The following is a 17,479-nucleotide window of genomic DNA, read 5'->3' on the forward strand; positions in this document are numbered from 1 at the left end:
TCAGGCCTTCGGATCGTCGCGCGGCGTCATGAAGCCGGCGGTCTCGCCACCGTCGACGCTGAGCACCGCACCGTTGACGAAGCCCGCCGCGGGAGACAGCAGCCAGCCGACCGCCTCCGCGACATCTTCCGGTGCGCCGAGGCGCGCCGCGGGAATGCGCTTTTCCAGCTTCTCGCGCCGGCCCGGAATGGCCAGCGTCTTTGCCATCATCTGCGTTGCGATCTGACCCGGGCAGACAGCGTTGAAGCGCACCTCCGAGCCGTATTCGAGCGCCAGCGCTTGTGTCAGGCCGATCAGCGCTGCCTTGGAGGCGGTGTAGATCGCAAGCCCCTCCTCGCCGACCAGGCCGGCCACCGACGAGATCGTCACCACGGCGCCGCGAGCGGCCCGCAGACCCGCGAGCGCATGACGCGTGAACAGATATGCCGAGGTCGCGTTGGCCGTCATCGTCCTGTTCCAATCGTCGAGCGTCGTCTGGTCGAAGGCGCCGCGCCCGCCGGCGCCGGCATTGTTGACCAGGCCGGCGATGCACCCCCTACCGAGTTCCAGCGCGACGTCGACCGCGCGCTTGCAGTCGGCCTCGCTGGTCGCGTCGCCGGCGGCGAAGACGGCGCCGGGAACCGCGGCGATCACATCATCGGCGGCGGCCCGGTCGCGCCCGGTGAAGACGACCCGCGCGCCATCCGCCGCCAGCCGCTCGACGCAGGCCGCGCCGATACCGCGCGTGCCGCCGGTCACCAGGAAGACACGTTGTGCTTGCGCGCTCATGCGGCCGTCTCGTAACTGACCGGCGTGCAGAGCGGACCCGCCCTGTGTGCTGCCCAGTAAAGATCGTGGATGCGGTTGGTGATCGGTCCGGGCTTGCCGTTGCCGTAGATGCGGCCGTCAAGCACCGTCACCGGCATGATGCCGCCGGCGGAGCTGGAGATGAAGATCTCGTCGGCGTCGCGCAGTTCCTCGATCGGCAGCGGCCGCACCTCGCAGGTCACGCCTGCTTCGCCGGCCATCTCGATCACCGTGCGGCGCGTCATGCCCTCGAAGACGCCGCGGTCCGGCGTCGCGATGACGTTGCCCTTCACCGAAAAGACATTGAAGCCCGCGCCTTCGGTGACATTGCCCTTGCCATCGTTGAGCACGGCGACGACGGCGTCCTTGTCGTAGGCCTCGAAGATGCCCATGGTGAGATCGAGCCAGTGGAAATTCTTGATGCGCGGATCGAGCGATTCGGGCGGGATGCGCTGCACCGAGCTCACCACCATCTTCAGCCCGTCGCGGCGCTGCTCGTCATTGGCGATCCAGACGAAAGGCTGCGCGAAGGCATAGAACCGGTTCTGGCAAAGCCGCGGATCGCGCGTGCCTGCCGGCGGCACGCCGCGTGTGCAGGTCATCTGCACATAGGCGTCGCGAAGTCCGCTGCGGCGCACGCATTCGACGAGGATATCGGCCATTTCCGCCTTGGACAGCGGCAGGCTCATGCGCAGGCCGCGCATGGAAGCCAGGAAGCGCTCGAGATGATCGTCGAGCCTGAAGAAGCGGCCCTTCCAGACATGGGTGACGTCATAGGTCGAATCGGACCGGACGAAACCCCGGTCGGTGATCGGGATCGTGGCCTCGGCGAGCGGCACGTAGCTTCCGTTGACGAAGGCTATGCCCAATGCGGGATCGTATTCTGTCCTGTCGTGCATGCAAACCTCCTCCAAAACGGCGCTAGTATTGGATACAATGACTTCGATTTATTCGGCCAGTACGGCTATTTCTCTTGCCAACGACCATCAATTGGATACGTTTCTGCAGGAATCGCGAGACATCGTACCGATCATGAGCATGGAAGCGACGGATACCATGAAAGGCCTGCCCGGACTGCGCGGCACCGAGCATATCGGTTTCACCGTGCCCGATCTCGACGAAGCCGTCCGTTTCTTCGTCGAGGTGATCGGCTGCGAGCCGTTCTACGAGCTCGGGCCTTTCCAGTCCGACGGCGACTGGATGGAAACCCATCTCAACGTCCACCCCCAGACGGTGATGAAGCGGCTCAAATTCCTGCGCTGCCGTCACGGCTCCAACTTCGAGATCTTCGAATATTCCGCCCCCGGCCGGAACGGCGCCCAGCCCCGCAACAGTGACGTCGGCGGACACCACCTCGCCTTCTATGTCGACGATATCGGCGAGGCTGTGGCCTATCTCAGATCGCATGGCGTGCGTGTGCTCGGCGAGCCGACGGTGCGCATCGAGGGGCCGAGCGCCGGTCAGAGCTGGGTCTATTTCCTGAGCCCCTGGGGCATGCAGCTCGAGCTGGTCTCCTTCCCCAAGGGCAAGGCCTATGAGCGCGAGACGGACCGCCGGCTCTGGCATCCCGCCAGCCCTCATCTGTGAGTGGTTGGTTCGTGCCGATTCCCACCCGCTCGCCGATGCACTAACATCTTCGGGATCGACACGATGCGGGAATTGAGATCATGGCCGGCAGACGCACAAGCGGCGGAATCGAGGGCAACGGCGCCGCCCTGGCCAGCGGCCGCGTCACCGACGCGCTGCGCGACGCCATCCTGTCGGGGCGGCTGCGGCCGGGCAGCCGCGTCCGCCAGGAGGAGCTCGCCGAAGAGTACGGTATCAGCCGCATTCCGGTGGGCGAGGCGCTGAGGCAGTTGGAAAGCGAGGGGCTGGTCATCCTCGTGCCCAACAGCGGCGCCTGGATTTCCAAGCTCGACCGCGCCGAATGCATCGAGATCTACAAGATCCGCGAGCGGCTGGAGCCGCTGGCGCTGTCCGAAAGCAGCGCCAACCTTTCGCCCGAAACGCTTGCGCGCCTGGAAGACCTCGTCTCGCGCATCGAGGCCGCTGACGGCATCGACGAGTTCCTGCAGCTCGACCGCGAGTTTCATCTCCTGAGCTATGAGGGCGCGCGGATGCCTCAGCTCGCCCAGATGATCCACAAATTCTGGAACACCACCCAGCAATACCGCCGCGCTTTCGCCGCATCGGTCGGCAAGGCCGGCATGGCGGCGGTGCATCACGAGCATCGACTGATCCTAGAGGCGCTCAAGCGTCGCGACGGCGAACAGGCCGGCCTCATTCTCTACGGCCACATCCGTCGCACCCGCCTGCAGCTCGAACAACATAACGAGATGTTCGCCTAGCCCACGCACTGGCGGGAGCCACTAGAATCCCGCCTGGCTGATGAACTTGGTGACGAGATAAGCCTCCAGCGCTTCCGAGCCGCCTTCGGAACCGTAGCCGCTGTCCTTCACGCCGCCGAAGGGTACTTCCGGCAGCGCCAGGCCGAGATGGTTCGTCGTCAGCATGCCGGTCTCGATCTCCGCGCCAAGCTCGGTCGCCGTCTTCAGCGAACGGGTGAAGGCGTAAGCCGCGAGCCCGTAGGGCAGCCGGTTTGCCTCGGCCACCGCCTCGTCGAACGTCGCGAACGGCATCGCCAGCGCCACCGGACCGAATGGCTCCTCGTTCATGATGCGCATGCCGGGGCGCAGGTCGCTGAGCACGGTTGGCTCGAAGAAAGCGCCCTTGTTGCCGATGCGCTTGCCGCCGGTCTCGAGCTTGGCGCCCTCGGCCACCGCTTCGGAAATCATCGCCTCGACGGCTTGCAGCCGCCGTTCATTGACCAATGGCCCCATGCGGGTGCCGTCGGTCAGCCCGTCGCCGACCTTGATGGCGCGCGCATGGCCGACGAGCTTGTCGACGAACGGCGCGTAGGATTTGTCCTGGACCAGGAAACGCGTCGGCGAGACGCACACCTGGCCGCCATTGCGGAACTTGGCAGCCGCCAGCAGGGCCGCCGCGTTGTCGAGGTCGGCGTCGTCGAAGACGATCGCCGGCGCATGCCCGCCGAGTTCCATTGTTACGCGCTTCATATGCTGGCCGGCGAGCGCCGCGAGTTGCTTGCCGACGGGGACGGAGCCTGTGAAGGACACCTTCCGGATCACTGGATGCGGGATCAGGTAGCTCGAAATCTCCGGCGGGTTGCCATAGACGAGATTAAGCACGCCGTCGGGAAGCCCGGCATCCTTGAAGGCGTCGGCGAGGCAGGCGGGCGAAGCCGGCGTTTCTTCCGGTGGCTTGACGATGATGGAGCATCCGGTGGCGAGCGCGGCGCCGATCTTGCGGATCGTCTGCGACACCGGGAAGTTCCACGGCGTGAACGCCGCGACCGGCCCGACCGGCTCGCGCACGACCAATTGATGGACGTTGCTGGCTCTCGCCGGCACGATGCGCCCATAGGTGCGACGCCCCTCCTCCGCGAACCAGTCGAGGATATCGGCCGAGGCAAGAACTTCGATCGTCGCCTCGCTCAGCGGCTTGCCCTGTTCGAGGCAGAGCAGGCCGGCGATCCTGCCGGCACGCTCGCGCATCAGCCGTGCGGCTTCTCGGATCACCTTGCCGCGCTCGAAGGCCGAGACCTTGCGCCAGACCTTGAAGCCGCGTTCGGCTGCTGCGAGCGCCCGATCGAGATCGGCGGCGCCAGCCACCGCAACCGAGCCGATGACTTCGTCAGTGGCGGGATTGCGAACCTCGAGCGTCTTGCCGCCAGCCGCCGGTCCCCACTTGCCGTCGATGAAAAGCTCGACTTCTGGGTACATGCTTTTGTCCTGTCTGATGGTGATTGTCATGGCAGCCAAGCCTCAGAGCGAGAGGCTCTCCCTGGTGTCTTCGATAGCGAGAAAAAGCGCGCGGACGAGTTCGTCGATCTGGTCCGGCTCGATGATGTAAGGCGGGCAGAGCGCCAACACGCCGCCCATGTTGCGCAGGATGATGCCGCGTTGCCGGCAAGCGCGTTCAACCTGCGCGCCAACCCTGGCCTCGGCCGGAAAACCCTGTTTGGTGCGCCGGTCGGCGACCAGCTCAATGCCGGCCAGCAGGCCGACACCGCGGATCTCGCCGACCATCGGATGGTCGGCAAGCGCGTTGCGAAGCGCTTCCAACATCTGCGCGCCCAGCGTCCTGGCACGGCCAACGACATCGATCTCGTGATAGATGCGCAACGCTTCGGCGGCGACGGCCGAGGCGACGGGATGGCCTGAATAGGTGAAGCCGTGCGCAAAGACGCCGTTCCGGTGCCCTTCGTCCGCGATCGCCTGGTAGGTCGCGTCCGACACGACCACCGCCGCGATCGGCAGATAGCCCGAGGACAGACCCTTGGCGACCGAGAACATGTCGGGCTTGAAACCGAAAGTCTGGCTGCCGAACCAATTGCCCGTACGGCCGAAGCCGCAGACCACTTCGTCGGCCAGAAGCAGGATGTCGTGCTCGTCAAGCAGCTTGCGCAGCTTGGGGAAGTAACCTTGCGGCGGCACGACGACACCGCCCGCCCCCATCACCGGCTCGGCGATCATCGCCGCGATCGTCTCGGGGCCGGCCGCCAAGATCATCGCCTCCAGTTCGGCGATCAGCCGGTCGGCGAACGCCTCCTCGCTCTCCCCATCCCGCGCCTCGCGGTAGAAATGCGGCTTGCCGGCAAAGAGGACGTCGTCGGTGTTCATGCCGAACGAGCGGTGCATATGCGGCAGGCCGCTCAGCACAGCGCCCATCACCGTACTGCCATGGAAGGCGCCGTTGCGGCTGATGATGCGCCGCTTCTCAGGCTTGCCGCGCGCCGCCTGATAGTACCAGGCTAGCTTGACCATGGAATCGTTGGCTTCGGAGCCCGAATTGGCCAGGAATATCCTGCAGTCCGGAATTGGCGAGACCGCCGCGAGCTGCTCGACCAGATCGATGCAGGGCTCGTTCGAACGATGGTTGAACGTATGGTAGTTGGCGAGCTTGGCGAATTGAGCAGCCGCAGCGGCGGCCAATCTCTGATCGTTGAAGCCGAGCGATGCCGTCCACAGGCCGGCCATGCCTTCGATATAGCGGTTTCCGGCATCATCGCGGACATAGACGCCGTCGCCGCCCGAGATGATCAGCGGCCCATCCTGCTCGTGCCGCCGCGGGTCCGTCTGCGAATGCAGATGCAGGCTCATGTCGATTGCCCGAGCCGAATTGTGCAGCATTTCCTGTTCCCTAAGAGCGGATGATTGTTCTTGCGGCTCAACCAGATATCTTATAACTTATAAGTTGTCGAGGGTCAGATACTGGAAACGGAGGAGATCGAGCATGGCGTCTTCAGGCGAGAGCCGATGGCCGAGCAACGGCGGCGGTGACGGGATATCGGACGAACAGGCTGCCAGCTTGCGCGAGCGCGCGCGCTTCGTGCGGCTGGAGACGATCAGGCTGATTTCGATCGCCAAGGTCGGCCACTACTCGTCGGTCTTCTCCTGCGCCGAGATCTTCTCGACGCTCTACTACGACACGATGCGGCTGCGCCGCGGCGAGCCGGGCTGGGCGGAACGCGATCGTTTCCTGATGGGCAAGGGTCATGCGGCGGTCGGCCAGTTTCCGATCCTCGCCGATCTCGACTTCTTCGACCGCTCCTGGCTCGACGATTACACCCGCCTCGGCAACCCGCTCGGCGATCACCCCGACATGCGCAAGGTGCCCGGCGTCGACTTCAGCTCCGGTTCGATCGGCCATGCCCTGTCCAATGGCGTCGGCATGGCGCTGGGCGGCCGCTTCCACGGAAAGGACTTCAACGTCTTCGTCCTGCTCGGCGACGGCGAGATGCAGGAAGGGCAGGTGTGGGAGGCCGCCATCAGCGCCACCACCCACCGGCTGGGCAAGCTCGTCGCAATCATCGATCGCAACGGCTACCAGCTCGACGGCAAGGTCGACGACGTCGCGACGGTCGAACCGCTCGATGAGAAGTGGCGCGCCTTCGGCTGGGAAGTGCATGAGGTCAACGGCCACGACATCGTCGCGCTCGCCAACCTGCTGCGCAAGGTCAAGGCCGACACCGGCCGCGAAAAACCCTGCTGCGTCATCGCCAAAACGGTCAAGGGCAAAGGCATCGACTACATGGAAACCGAACCCGGCTGGCATCTCGGCTATCTCGCGCCGGAGGACGAAGCGCGTGCCCGTGATATGATCCTCGAAGGTGCGGAATGAGCGCGGCCTTGCATCCCGACAGCTGGCAGTACCGCGAGTTGAACAAGCGCGCGCCTTCGCTTGCCACTTTGGCCAACACGCTGATCGAGCTTGCCGAAGCCGGCCATCCGGTCGTTGCCGGCACCGCCGACCTGCAGCACTCCAACGGACTCGTCGGCTTTGCCCGGCGCTTTCCCGAGCGCTTTACGCAATTCGGTATTTCCGAGCAGAACATGGTTTCGGCCGCGGCCGGCATGGCGACGACCGGCGTCATGCCCTATGTGGCGACCTTCGCGTCTTTCCTGGCGTTGCTTTGCTGCGAGCAGATCCGCATGGACGTCGCCTATTGCGCGCAGCCGGTTCGCCTGATCGGTCACCACACCGGCATCTCGCTCGGTTTCTACGGCACCTCGCATCACGCCACGGAAGACATCGCGATCATGCGCTCGATTGCCGACCTCACCGTCGTCTCCACCGCGGACGGCCCGCAATTCGCCGCGGCGCTGCGCGCTTCCGTCAACCATCCGCAGCCGATCTATTTCCGCATCTCGCGCGGCCACGATCCCGTCGTTTATGCCGAGGATGCGCCATTCGAATTCGGCAAGGCCGTGATCCACGGCATCGGCAACGATCTCACCATCATCGCCTGCGGCATGGCGGTGCACTCGGCCAAACAGGCGATGGAAGCATTGAACGCCAAGGGGCATTCCGTCGGCGTCATCGACATGCACACGATTAAGCCGCTCGACCGCGAGGCGGTGATGGCAGCGGCGCGCAAGTCGCGCTTCATCCTGACCGTCGAGGAACACAATATCCTCGGCGGCCTGGGTGGCGCCGTCGCCGAAGTGCTGGCCGAGGAAGGCGGCGGCGCACGGCTTGTGCGGCATGGCATCAAGGACGAATACAGCCTGATCGCGCCGCCGACCCACCTTTATCGCCACTACAAGCTCGACGCTCCCGGCGTCGAAAGCGTCGCGCAATCCCTGCTCGCTTAGCAGGCCGACAATACAGTGAAGGAAAAAGCGTCTATTGGTTATATCCTGTAGAATCACTGCCGGCAGAAGACGCCAAACAACAATGCCGAGGAGACCTTTGCCGTGAACATTCAGCCGCTCGAGCAAGGCAACCTTTCCGCACGCGCCTATGTCGCCCTTCGCGAAGGCTTGATCGCGGGGCAGTTCCGGCCCGGGCAGCGCCTGGTGATGCAGGATCTCGCCGACCAGCTCGGCACCAGCGTCACCCCTGCCCGCGAAGCCTGCCTGCGGCTGGTCAGCGAACGCGGCCTGGAACTGCGCTCGGGGCGTTTCGTCACCGTGCCGGCGCTGACGCTGGCGCGCTACATGGAGGTCCGCACCATAAGGCTGTCGCTGGAGGGCCTTGCCGCCGGACTCGCGGCACAGAACGCGACGAAGGATGACATCGACAAGCTGACCGCCATCCAGAAGGTGTTCGAGAAGGCGGACCGAGCCAGTGATCCGGAACTTTCATTTCGCTACAACCGCGACTTCCACTTCACCGTCTATCGGCTGTCCGGCATGGAAATGCTGGTCGCTCATATCGAGAGCCTGTGGGTCTCGATGGGGCCGATGCTGACCGTCTTCTTCAAGGAAGGCGAGCACAAATATGTGGGCGCCGCCCAGCACGAGACGGTGATAGAGGGCCTGCGCGAGAAGAATTCGGAAAAGGCGCGCGCCGCCATGGAGCAGGACCTCATCCTGGGCGGCGAGGATTTTCTGCGCTTCCTGCAGGGGCACGAAGGCTTCGTCGCGCCGTAACCCTTATCAGGCCAGCAACCGCGCGACCGCCGCCAGAGCCTCGTCCGTCACCGACAGCGCCTGATCGATATCGGCCTGCTGGTGGGCAACCGACAGGAACAGCGTGTGTGCCGGATGCAGGTAGACGCCACGGGCGAGCGCTTCCAGGCAGAACGTGTCGCCGAGCTTCCGATCCACATCGTTCTCGAACAAAAGCACCGGCATTTGCACCGGCCCGCTTTGCCGTAAGGGCACACCGTGCTTCCTCGCCTGCGCGTCTAGACCGTCGCGGAAACACTGGCCCATGGCCTGCATATGCGCCACGGCATCGACCGCGCCGAGCTTCCGGATCGTAGCGATCGCCGCCGCCATCGACACGCCGGCGGTCCAGAAGGAGCCGGTGGTGAAGATGCGTGTCGCTCCTTCGCGGAACCGATCGTTGCCGGTGACAGCGGCCAGCGCATGGCCGTTGGCGATCGCCTTGCTCCAGGCGGCCATGTCGGGCCGCACGCCAACCGGTTCCCAGCTGCCGCCCATGTCGAGGCGGAAGCCGGCGCGCACATCGTCGACGATCAGCGCGGCATCGGCATCATCGGCGAGCGCACGTGCCTTTCGCGCGAACGCCACGGTCGGCAATTCATGCGGCTTGCCAAGGTCATGCTTGAAGGCCGAGACCAGGGTCGCGGCGAGATCGCCCCTGCACAACTCTGCCGCGGCCTCCAGGCTCTCGATGTTGTTGTAGTCGTAATAGACAAGATGCGTCCGGTCCTCCTCGGTAACGCCTGCGACCGATGGCGAGCACCACGGAATGGCGCCGTGATAGGCGCCGCGCGCGACCAGGATCTTGCGGCGCCCGGTGCCCGCGCGCGCGATCGTCAGGCAGGCTGTCGTGGCGTCGGTTCCGTTCTTGGAGAACATCGCCCAATCGGCATGCGGAACGGTCTCGACCATCAGTTCCGCCAATTCGACAAGCCGCTCGCTCGGCCCGTTCATCGCATCGCCAAGCGCCCGCTGCCTGTCGGCCGCCGCCTCGACGTCGGCGTCGCCATAGCCCAGGATCATCGGCCCCCAGCCGCAGAGGAAATCGATGTACTCACGCCCGTCCGCGTCCCAGGTACGGCACCCTTGCGCGCGGGAGAAATATTGCGGATAGCCGGCCGGCAAGCGCGGTGCATTCTGATGCCCCCACATGCCGCCGGGGATGACGCGCTTTGCGCGGGCACGCAAGGCGCCGTCGATGCTCTTCGAATGTTGGTCCATGGAAGGGTGCCCCCGTCTGGCGCCGTGCCGCCCGACTCGCCAAGACTTGTTTGCAGCATTCGATATATCATGTATCATCCGCGTACAATAGTTCGGGGACGCGGAGAAAATGCAGCCCATCATCGGCATCGTTGCCGACGATCTCACCGGCGGCATGGAGACAGCCGCGATGCTGGTGGCGCTCGGCGTCGACTGCGGATTCGTGACCAGGCCTGCTTTGGTCCAGCATTTCGCCAACTCGCCCGCTGTGGTCGTCGCGCAAAAGACCCGCGTCGTTCCGGTCGCCGAGGCCCTGCGGAAATCGGAAGATGCCGCGCAGCGGCTGCTCGACATCGGCGCGAGACGGCTGTTCTTCAAATATTGCGCCACCTTCGATTCTACCGATGATGGCAATATCGGTCCGGTGGCCGACAGTCTGCTTGCCTTGACGCGGGCCACCCACACCGGCTTCTGCCCGAGTTCCGGCGATCTCGCGCGCAGTGTCTTCCAAGGCCATCTGTTCGTCGGCGCGCAGCTCGTTTCGGAATCGCCCAAACGGTTCGATCCGCTGACCCCGATGACCGACCCCAATCTCGTTCGCGTGCTGCAGCGGCAGTCGAAACTCGCCGTCGGGCTGTTGCCGCACAATGTCGTCCGGGCCGAGCCTTCCACCCGGCGCGCCTATGTCGACCAACTGGCCGCCCAAGGCATCCGGCACGTCGTCATGGACGCAATCTATGCGGAAGATCTTGCCGCGGTCGCGGCGCTCACCGTCGATTGGCCGCTGATGACCGGCAATGCGCCGGTCATGCGCCACTATCCCGCGCTCTGGCGCGAGCGCGGCTGGCTGGACCACGCGCCGCCGAAGCGACCGCTGCCGGCGGTGGAAAGCCCGGGCGTCGTGCTGGCGGGCAGTTGCGCGGAACGAACGCTGGAGCAGCTCGCTGTGTTCGAGCAGGCAAGGCCGGTGCATCGCATCGACATCGCTTCCGTCGGAAGCGTCGATGCGGCGGTCGAGAAGGCGCTCGCCTGGGCGGGCACACATCTCGACGACGGCCCGATCGCGCTCGCCACCTCCGTCGGCCCGGAGCAGGTCGGCGCTGCGCAGGCAAGACATGGGCGCGAAGGCGCCGCGGCCTTCGCCGAGGCTATTCTTGGCAGGCTCTCCGTGGAACTGCGCAAGCGCGGCGTCCGGCGCTTCCTCGTCGCGGGCGGCGAGACGTCCGGATCGGTGGTCGAGCAGCTTGGAATAGATCGCTTGAGGATCGGCGCCTACCAGGGTCCTGGCATTGCGCGAGCGACAACGGAAGATGGCGAGATCGTCGCCCTCAGCCTCAAATCGGGAAAGCTTGGCCCTGTGGACATGTTCCTGCCGACGCTGGAATCCATGCGGCATCCGGAGCACTGACGACGATGGACGAAGACACACCGCGCCAGGCGATAGTCGACACAGTGAAGCGTCTGCAGGACGAGGGCTTCAATCACGGCAACAGCGGCAATGTGAGCTGCCGGATTGCCGGCGGCATGCTGATCACGCCTACCGGGGCAAACAGCGCCAATCTGACGCCGTCCAGGCTTGTCCGCGTCGAAGCCGACGGCGGTGCGATTGGCGGCATTCCGTCGAGCGAATGGCACATGCATGCCGCGATCCTCGACGCCTATCGGGCCGCCAACGCGGTGATCCATACCCATGCCGATGCCTGCGTGGCGCTGGCTTGCCTGCGCAAGCCGCTGCCGTCGTTCCACTATATGGTCGCGGCCTTCGGCGGCGCCGATGTGCGCTGCGCCCGCTACGCCACCTTTGGCACGGTCGATCTCGGAACATCGGCGGTCGAGGCGCTCAAGGATCGCACGGCCTGCCTGCTCGCCAATCACGGCATGATCGCCATCGGCAAGACGCTGGAAGCTGCCTTCCAGACCACGGTGAAGTTCGAAACCCTGGCGCGCCAGTACCTGATGGCGCTGCAAGGCGGCGAGCCGGTGCTGCTCCCGGAAGAAGAAATGCTGCGTGTCGGCGAGCGTTACGGCAATTATGGGACGGGTTTGCTGCCCGGCTAACGAGCGTGGCCGCAAGGAGCGATGAGCCTCGTTATGAACCGGATTTTCGAACGCTGCCGGGGACGCGATATGGACATGCCTGGTGCTGTATGGTCATGAGGACAGTCGGCCAGATGCAAAAGCGAGTCCGCTGAAAATGCAGAACCTGCCTGAGATTCAGGCGACGAGCCTGTCTTCGCAGATCTACCTGCGTCTTCGCCAGGAGTTGATGTCGGCGCGGCTTCATCCCGGCGACCGGCTGAAGATCCGCGACCTGGCCCAGCAACTCGGCACCAGCGAGACGCCTGTGCGCGAGGCTATCTTCCAACTCGTCAAGGACGGCGCGCTCGAGATGAAGCCGGGTTACTATATCCGCGTGCGGCGGATCAGCCTCAAGGAATATCTGGAGCTTCGCGACATCCGGCTGGTGCTCGAACCCTATGCCGCCGCCAAGGCGATGCCGCATATCGACGAGCCGTTCCTGACAACCCTCGAAGATATCCATCACAAGCTGATCGAGGCTGAGCGCACCAAGGATTACGCGGCCGCGCTTCAGCACAATTACGACTTCCACTTCGCGGTTCATCGCAAATCGGAAATGCCGCATCTGATCGAGATGATCGAGAGACTGTGGATCCAGGCCGGCCCGTTGCTCAGCCTGCTCTACCCGCATGGCCACCCGACCTATGAAGGCCAGCATCAGCATGTCAACGTGATCGCGGCCTTGCGCGCCAAGGACGAGGCGGCGCTCCGCGGCGCCTTCGAACAGGACCTGATCGAGGGCGGCCGCAAATTCATCGAGCATCTCGCCGGTATCGAGAGCAAGGAAGATACCGAAGACAAGCCTCCGCGGCGGTCGCGGCGCTAGTCGGCACCCCACAGAAACCCGACATCCAGGCCTCGCTTCATTCAAGGAAAATCTCCGATGGGCCGTGAGGACCGAGCCTTTCCGCCGTGTCGCAACGCTTGCGTCTATCCTCGATTTCACCGCTCGCCACGCGGCGCGGAAACGTCATCATGCGCGCTTGCGACCTTCATCATATATGATATATTCTATTTCCAGAGGTCAAAAATAAGGGGAGAACAATGAAGCTTCGCAATGGGATTTTGGGAATGGCGCTCGGCCTTTTGATGGGCGGCGTCTCCTACTCGGCATTCGCCGACGACGCGTCCACCTTCGTCTATGCCGATGCCGGCGAGCCGAGCACTATCGACCCGGCCAAGGCCAACGTGAACTGGGAGTTCACGGTCACCCGCAACATCTACGATCGCCTGATCGACTTCGATCTTAATGATCCATCCAAATTGTTGCCGGCCCTGGCGACGGAATGGCAGCAGGACGGCAAGGTCTGGACCTTCAAGCTGCGCGACGGCGTCACCTTCCACGACGGCACCGCCTTTGACGCCAACGACGTCAAGGCGACGCTCGACCGGTTGCTGAAGATCGGCCAGGGGCAGTCCTATCTGGTCGACGACATCGCCAGCGTCACCATGGTCGACCCCAAGACCGTCAAGATCGAGACCAAGGCGCCGACCGTCTTCCTCGCCTCCAACCTCAGCCGCATCGAAATGCTGTCCGACGAGGACATCGCCAAGCACAAGGACGACCTCGGCCAGGCGTGGTTCAACGAGAACGCCAACGGCACCGGTCCCTACGAATTCGTGTCCTGGACGCGCGGCACCCAGATCGAGCTGAAACGCAACGACAAATGGTGGGGCAAGTTCCCGGAAAAGCCGTTCGACCGCGTGCTCGACCGTTTCGTCACCGACGGCGCCAACCGCGCCCGTGGCCTCGAAGGCGGCGAGTTCGACCTCGCCAATTTCGTTCCGCTCGACGAGGCGCTTCGCATCGGCACCAGCAGCGGCTTCCATCTCGTCGAAGGCAACAATCTGTGGGCATGGCCGGCGATCTATCTCAACATGGATCTGGCGCCAACCAACAACAAGGATTTCCGCGAGGCGCTGGTCAAGGCGTTCGACTACAACGCCATGGTGCAGTCCTTCCAGGGCAAGGCCGAAGTCGGCCGCGGCCCGGTGCCTTCCTGGTTCCCCGGCAGCCCGGAAAAGGAGGAGGCCGAGATCAAGACCGATCTCGACGGCGCCAAGGCAGCACTTGCCAAATCGGGTCTCGCCAATGCCAAGATGAAGTGCTCGGTCCCCGCCGGCTTCCCGGAATTCCGCTTTGCCGCGACCGTGCTCCAATCATCGGCCCAGCAGCTCGGCGTCACCGTCGAGATCGAGGAGCAGCCCTTCGTCGAGGCGATCACCGCCATCAAATCCGACAAGAGCAACTGCTTCGTGCTCGGCAACGCCAACCTCAGTCCGTCCGACGCGACCAAGTTCTTCGCGGCGCATTATCTCAAGGGCGGGTTCTACAATTCGGGCAAATTCTTCGACCAGACGCTGCAGGACCTCGTGGCGAAGCTGCCGACGATCGCCGACCCGACCGAGCGCGGCAAGCTGCTCAAGCAGGCGGCCGATATCGTGGTGGACTCCCACTACATCATCTGGACCGCGCGGCCCAAGACCGTGGTGCCCGAACCTGACCGTATCGGCGGCTACCGCATCGACCCGGCCGAGTACATCAACGCCCGCTTCTGGGAAATGTACAGCAAGTAACAGCGGGGTAAGCATGCGGACAGCACGGTTGTGATCGCCTTCCTGTTCAAGCGTCTGGTCTGGGGTCTTGTCGTCCTCATCGCCGTCGCGGTCATAACCTTCTTCCTCAGTCGTGTCGTCCCGGCCGACCCCGCCGCCTTCCTGGCCGGCCAGAACGCCTCCGAAGAGACCGTGCAGCGCATCCGCGTCGAGCACGGTCTCGACCGCCCGCTGCCGGAACAATTCGCCACCTATATGATCGGCCTCGCCAAGGGTGACCTCGGCGAGTCGATCCGCACACGCCGCAGCGTCAGCACCGACCTCAAGCAGTACCTGCCGACCACGCTGGAGCTCCTGATCGTCAGCTTCGTCCTCTACTTGGCGATCAGCTTCTCGCTGGCGGTGCTCGCGGCCCGCCGCCCCGGCGGCGCGGTGGACGGCGCGATCCGCCTCATCACCATGATCGGCACCGGCATCCCGGTGTTCTGGCTCGGCATGACGCTGCAGTTCCTCTTCTTCTACAAATTGCATTGGCTGCCGCTCGGCGCGCGCTTCCCGATCCGCGAGACGGCGCCGCCCGTGGTCAGCGGCTTCCTGCTCATCGATTCCCTGCTGGCCGGCAGCCTCTCGGCCTTTCTCGCCAGCCTGAAACACCTGGCGCTTCCCGCCGCGACCATCGTCGTCAACCTGCTTGCGGTCGGCACCCGGCTATCGCGCGCCGCCCTCATCCAGGAGCAAAGCCGGCTCTATGTGCGCACGGCGCGCGGCAAGGGCCTGTCGCCCAATCGCATCCTGTTCAAGCACATCTTGCGCAATGCGCTGTCGCCGATCCTGACGGCGACCACCATGCAGTTCGGCTACATGATCAGCTGGGTGATCCTGGTCGAGGTCATCTTCGACTGGCCCGGCATCGGCCTCTACGCCTACCAGTCGTTCCAGGTCTTCGACTATTCGCCAGTGATTGCGCTGGCGATCGTCTCGACGGCCGGCTTCGTGATCATCAACCTGGTGATGGATCTGCTCTATCCGGTGATCGATCCGCGTGTGCAGAGTGTCGGCTCATGAGCGTTTCCACACAGCCTACGCGCCGGACCATCGCGAGGCCGAAAGGCGTGCTGCTGCCGCTCGCGCTGCTGGTGCTGGCGATCCTGGCGGCCTTCACGCTTCTGCCCGGCCTGATCGCGCCGCACGACCCGATCGCGCTCGCCATGACCGACCGGCTGAAGCCGCCGAGCCTCACGCACATCTTCGGCACTGACGAGGGTGGCCGCGATGTCTTCTCGCGTATCGTCTACGGCACCCGCTATTCGCTCGGCGTGGCGATCGCCATCGTCTTTGCCTCCGCCTTGTTCGGCGTGATCTACGGCGCGGTCTCCGGCATGGCGCGCCAGGGCATCGACAACCTGATGATGCGCATCGTCGATCTGTTCTTCGGCTTCCCGGCGCTGGTGCTGGCGCTCGCCGTCGCCGCCTCGATCGGACGCGGCCTCGACAGCGTGGCGCTGTCGCTCGCCATCATCTGGTGGCCGGGTTATGCGCGGCTGGTGCGCGGCGAGGTGCTGCGCCTGCGCGAGCGGCCGCATGTCGAGGCCGCCCGCGCGCTCGGCGTGTCGGAGATGACCATCCTGCGCCGCCACATCATCCCTTTCGTCGTCCAGGAGGTGAATGTGCGCGTCACCACCGACATCGGCTACGCGCTGGTCGCCGTCACCGCCCTTTCCTTCCTCGGTCTCGGCGCCAATTCGCCGACGCCGGAATGGGGTTTGCTGATCCGCGACTCGCGCCCCTATTTCGGCTCGGCCTGGTGGTATCTGGTCTTTCCCGGCACCATGATCATGCTGACCGCCACCGCCTTCTCGCTGATCGGCGACGCGCTCGCGTCGAGGCGGGCCGCATGATCCTTTCGGTCCGCGACTTCGCAATCGGTTTCCAGCGCGAGGGCCAGAACCTCGTCGCTGTGGATGGCATTTCCTTCGACGTCGCCGACGGCGAGACCTTCGTCATCATCGGCGAGTCCGGCTCGGGCAAGTCGCTGACCGGCATGTCGATCGCCGGATTGCAGCCGCCCACCGCCTTCGTCTCCGGCTCGATCCGCTTCAAGGATCGCGAAATGCTGAAGCGGCCCGACGCCGAATTGCGCAAGCTGCGCGGCCCGGAGATCGGCCTGATCTATCAGGATCCGCTGAGCTCGCTGAACCCGGTCTGGCCGGTCGGCGACCAGATTGCGGAAACCCTCGTCGCGCACGGCCTTGCCGGCCGCGCCGAGGCAAGCAAGCGCGCCGTGGAAATGCTGGAGCGCGTACGCATTCCCGACCCGCGCCGCGTCGCCTCCGCCTATCCGCACGAGATCAGCGGCGGCATGCGGCAGCGCGCCATGATCGCGATGGCTCTGGCGGCCGGCCCGAGCCTGCTGATCGCCGACGAGCCGACGACGGCGCTCGACGTCACCATCAAGGCGCAGATGCTTGAGCTGCTTGCCGAACTGAAGCGCGAGCTGGCGCTGACGATCATCCTGATCACCCACGACATGGGTGTCGTCGCCGAAGTAGCCGACCGCATCCTCGTGCTCTATGCCGGCCGTATCGCCGAGGTCGGGCCGGCCGATTCCATCATGCTGCAGCCCTCGCATCCTTACACGGCGGCACTGATGACCAGCGCCATGATTTCGCAGACGCCGGCCAAGCAGGATCTCAACGCCATCGTGGGCGGCGCGCCCGGGCTGGGCGCCTTCCCGTCCGGCTGCCGCTTCCATCCGCGCTGCCCGCGCGCGCAAGACGACTGCAAGGCCGTCGAGCCGCCGCGGCGCAAATTCGGCGCCGTGGAGCTGGCCTGCCATCATCCGATCGAGGCAGCCAAGCCTCTTGAAATCGCGAGGAGCTGAC

At 64.8% G+C, this 17,479-nt stretch carries 17 protein-coding genes; 12 read left to right on the plus strand and 5 right to left on the minus strand.

Annotation, left to right across the window (positions count from 1 at the left end; genetic code table 11):
• Both FJ417_RS16460 and FJ417_RS16465 read right to left on the minus strand, forming a co-directional pair.
• Entirely contained in the window at positions 1-768 is a 768-nt protein-coding gene (locus FJ417_RS16460; protein WP_140784184.1) for an SDR family NAD(P)-dependent oxidoreductase, read from the minus strand.
• On the minus strand, positions 765-1,685 hold the full coding sequence (locus tag FJ417_RS16465; protein ID WP_140784185.1) for an aminotransferase class IV: 921 nt from the start codon (positions 1,683-1,685) through the stop codon (positions 765-767). Before FJ417_RS16465 ends, FJ417_RS16460 begins: the two co-directional genes overlap by 4 nt.
• Positions 1,686-1,824: 139 nt before the next feature.
• Here FJ417_RS16465 and FJ417_RS16470 point away from each other — a divergent pair, with 139 nt between their 5' ends.
• Positions 1,825-2,373: a VOC family protein gene (locus tag FJ417_RS16470; RefSeq protein WP_210240651.1), complete on the plus strand. Its 549-nt coding sequence runs from the start codon at positions 1,825-1,827 to the stop codon at positions 2,371-2,373.
• An 80-nt stretch (positions 2,374-2,453) separates the two neighbouring features.
• Positions 2,454-3,134: a GntR family transcriptional regulator gene (locus FJ417_RS16475; protein ID WP_140784186.1), complete on the plus strand. Its 681-nt coding sequence runs from the start codon at positions 2,454-2,456 to the stop codon at positions 3,132-3,134.
• Positions 3,135-3,155: 21 nt separating this feature from the next.
• Here the strand turns inward: FJ417_RS16475 and FJ417_RS16480 are convergent, their stop codons facing one another.
• Positions 3,156-4,589, minus strand: a complete 1,434-nt coding sequence (locus tag FJ417_RS16480) for an NAD-dependent succinate-semialdehyde dehydrogenase (RefSeq protein ID WP_140784187.1) — start codon at positions 4,587-4,589, stop codon at positions 3,156-3,158.
• Positions 4,590-4,631: 42 nt separating this feature from the next.
• The gene (locus tag FJ417_RS16485) at positions 4,632-5,999 is read right to left on the minus strand and encodes an aminotransferase (RefSeq protein WP_140784188.1); all 1,368 of its coding nucleotides are present in this window, start codon (positions 5,997-5,999) and stop codon (positions 4,632-4,634) included.
• 103 nt (positions 6,000-6,102) lie between these two features.
• On the opposite strand from FJ417_RS16485, the gene FJ417_RS16490 reads away from it, so the two are divergent.
• The 3 genes from FJ417_RS16490 (at position 6,103) to FJ417_RS16500 (ending at position 8,744) form a co-directional block, all read left to right on the plus strand.
• Positions 6,103-6,990 (plus strand): transketolase, encoded by an 888-nt coding sequence (locus tag FJ417_RS16490; protein ID WP_140784189.1) that lies wholly within the window; start codon positions 6,103-6,105, stop codon positions 6,988-6,990.
• On the plus strand, positions 6,987-7,964 hold the full coding sequence (locus FJ417_RS16495; RefSeq protein WP_140784190.1) for a transketolase C-terminal domain-containing protein: 978 nt from the start codon (positions 6,987-6,989) through the stop codon (positions 7,962-7,964). The genes FJ417_RS16490 and FJ417_RS16495 overlap by 4 nt, the downstream gene beginning before the upstream one ends.
• A 102-nt stretch (positions 7,965-8,066) precedes the next feature.
• Positions 8,067-8,744 carry a GntR family transcriptional regulator gene (locus FJ417_RS16500; protein WP_140707769.1) on the plus strand — a complete coding sequence of 226 codons (678 nt, stop codon included), beginning with the start codon at positions 8,067-8,069 and terminating at the stop codon, positions 8,742-8,744.
• A gap of 6 nt (positions 8,745-8,750) precedes the next feature.
• On the opposite strand, the gene FJ417_RS16505 is transcribed toward FJ417_RS16500, so the two are convergent.
• Positions 8,751-9,983: an aminotransferase class III-fold pyridoxal phosphate-dependent enzyme gene (locus FJ417_RS16505; protein WP_140784191.1), complete on the minus strand. Its 1,233-nt coding sequence runs from the start codon at positions 9,981-9,983 to the stop codon at positions 8,751-8,753.
• Between the two features lie 109 nt (positions 9,984-10,092).
• Between FJ417_RS16505 and otnK the strand changes: the two genes are divergently transcribed.
• From otnK to FJ417_RS16540, 7 genes are all read left to right on the plus strand, one after another.
• Complete coding sequence (gene otnK / locus FJ417_RS16510) at positions 10,093-11,370, plus strand: 3-oxo-tetronate kinase (RefSeq protein WP_140784192.1); 1,278 nt, start codon at positions 10,093-10,095, stop codon at positions 11,368-11,370.
• Between the two features lie 5 nt (positions 11,371-11,375).
• Positions 11,376-12,020 carry a class II aldolase/adducin family protein gene (locus tag FJ417_RS16515; RefSeq protein ID WP_140784193.1) on the plus strand — a complete coding sequence of 215 codons (645 nt, stop codon included), beginning with the start codon at positions 11,376-11,378 and terminating at the stop codon, positions 12,018-12,020.
• A 136-nt stretch (positions 12,021-12,156) separates the two neighbouring features.
• Entirely contained in the window at positions 12,157-12,867 is a 711-nt protein-coding gene (locus FJ417_RS16520; protein ID WP_140784194.1) for a GntR family transcriptional regulator, read from the plus strand.
• A gap of 245 nt (positions 12,868-13,112) precedes the next feature.
• Positions 13,113-14,618, plus strand: coding sequence for an ABC transporter substrate-binding protein (locus FJ417_RS16525; RefSeq protein WP_246687479.1), 1,506 nt, complete (start codon positions 13,113-13,115; stop codon positions 14,616-14,618).
• A 30-nt stretch (positions 14,619-14,648) separates the two neighbouring features.
• Positions 14,649-15,662, plus strand: coding sequence for an ABC transporter permease (locus FJ417_RS16530; RefSeq protein WP_140784196.1), 1,014 nt, complete (start codon positions 14,649-14,651; stop codon positions 15,660-15,662).
• A complete protein-coding gene (locus FJ417_RS16535; RefSeq protein WP_140707779.1) occupies positions 15,659-16,495 on the plus strand; it encodes an ABC transporter permease in 837 nt (278 codons plus the stop codon). Before FJ417_RS16530 ends, FJ417_RS16535 begins: the two co-directional genes overlap by 4 nt.
• Positions 16,492-17,478 (plus strand): ABC transporter ATP-binding protein, encoded by a 987-nt coding sequence (locus tag FJ417_RS16540; protein ID WP_140707781.1) that lies wholly within the window; start codon positions 16,492-16,494, stop codon positions 17,476-17,478. Before FJ417_RS16535 ends, FJ417_RS16540 begins: the two co-directional genes overlap by 4 nt.
• Position 17,479 lies beyond the last annotated feature (1 nt).

The sequence above is a fragment of the Mesorhizobium sp. B3-1-7 genome (genome assembly GCF_006439385.1).
Classification (GTDB): Bacteria; Pseudomonadota; Alphaproteobacteria; order Rhizobiales; family Rhizobiaceae; genus Mesorhizobium.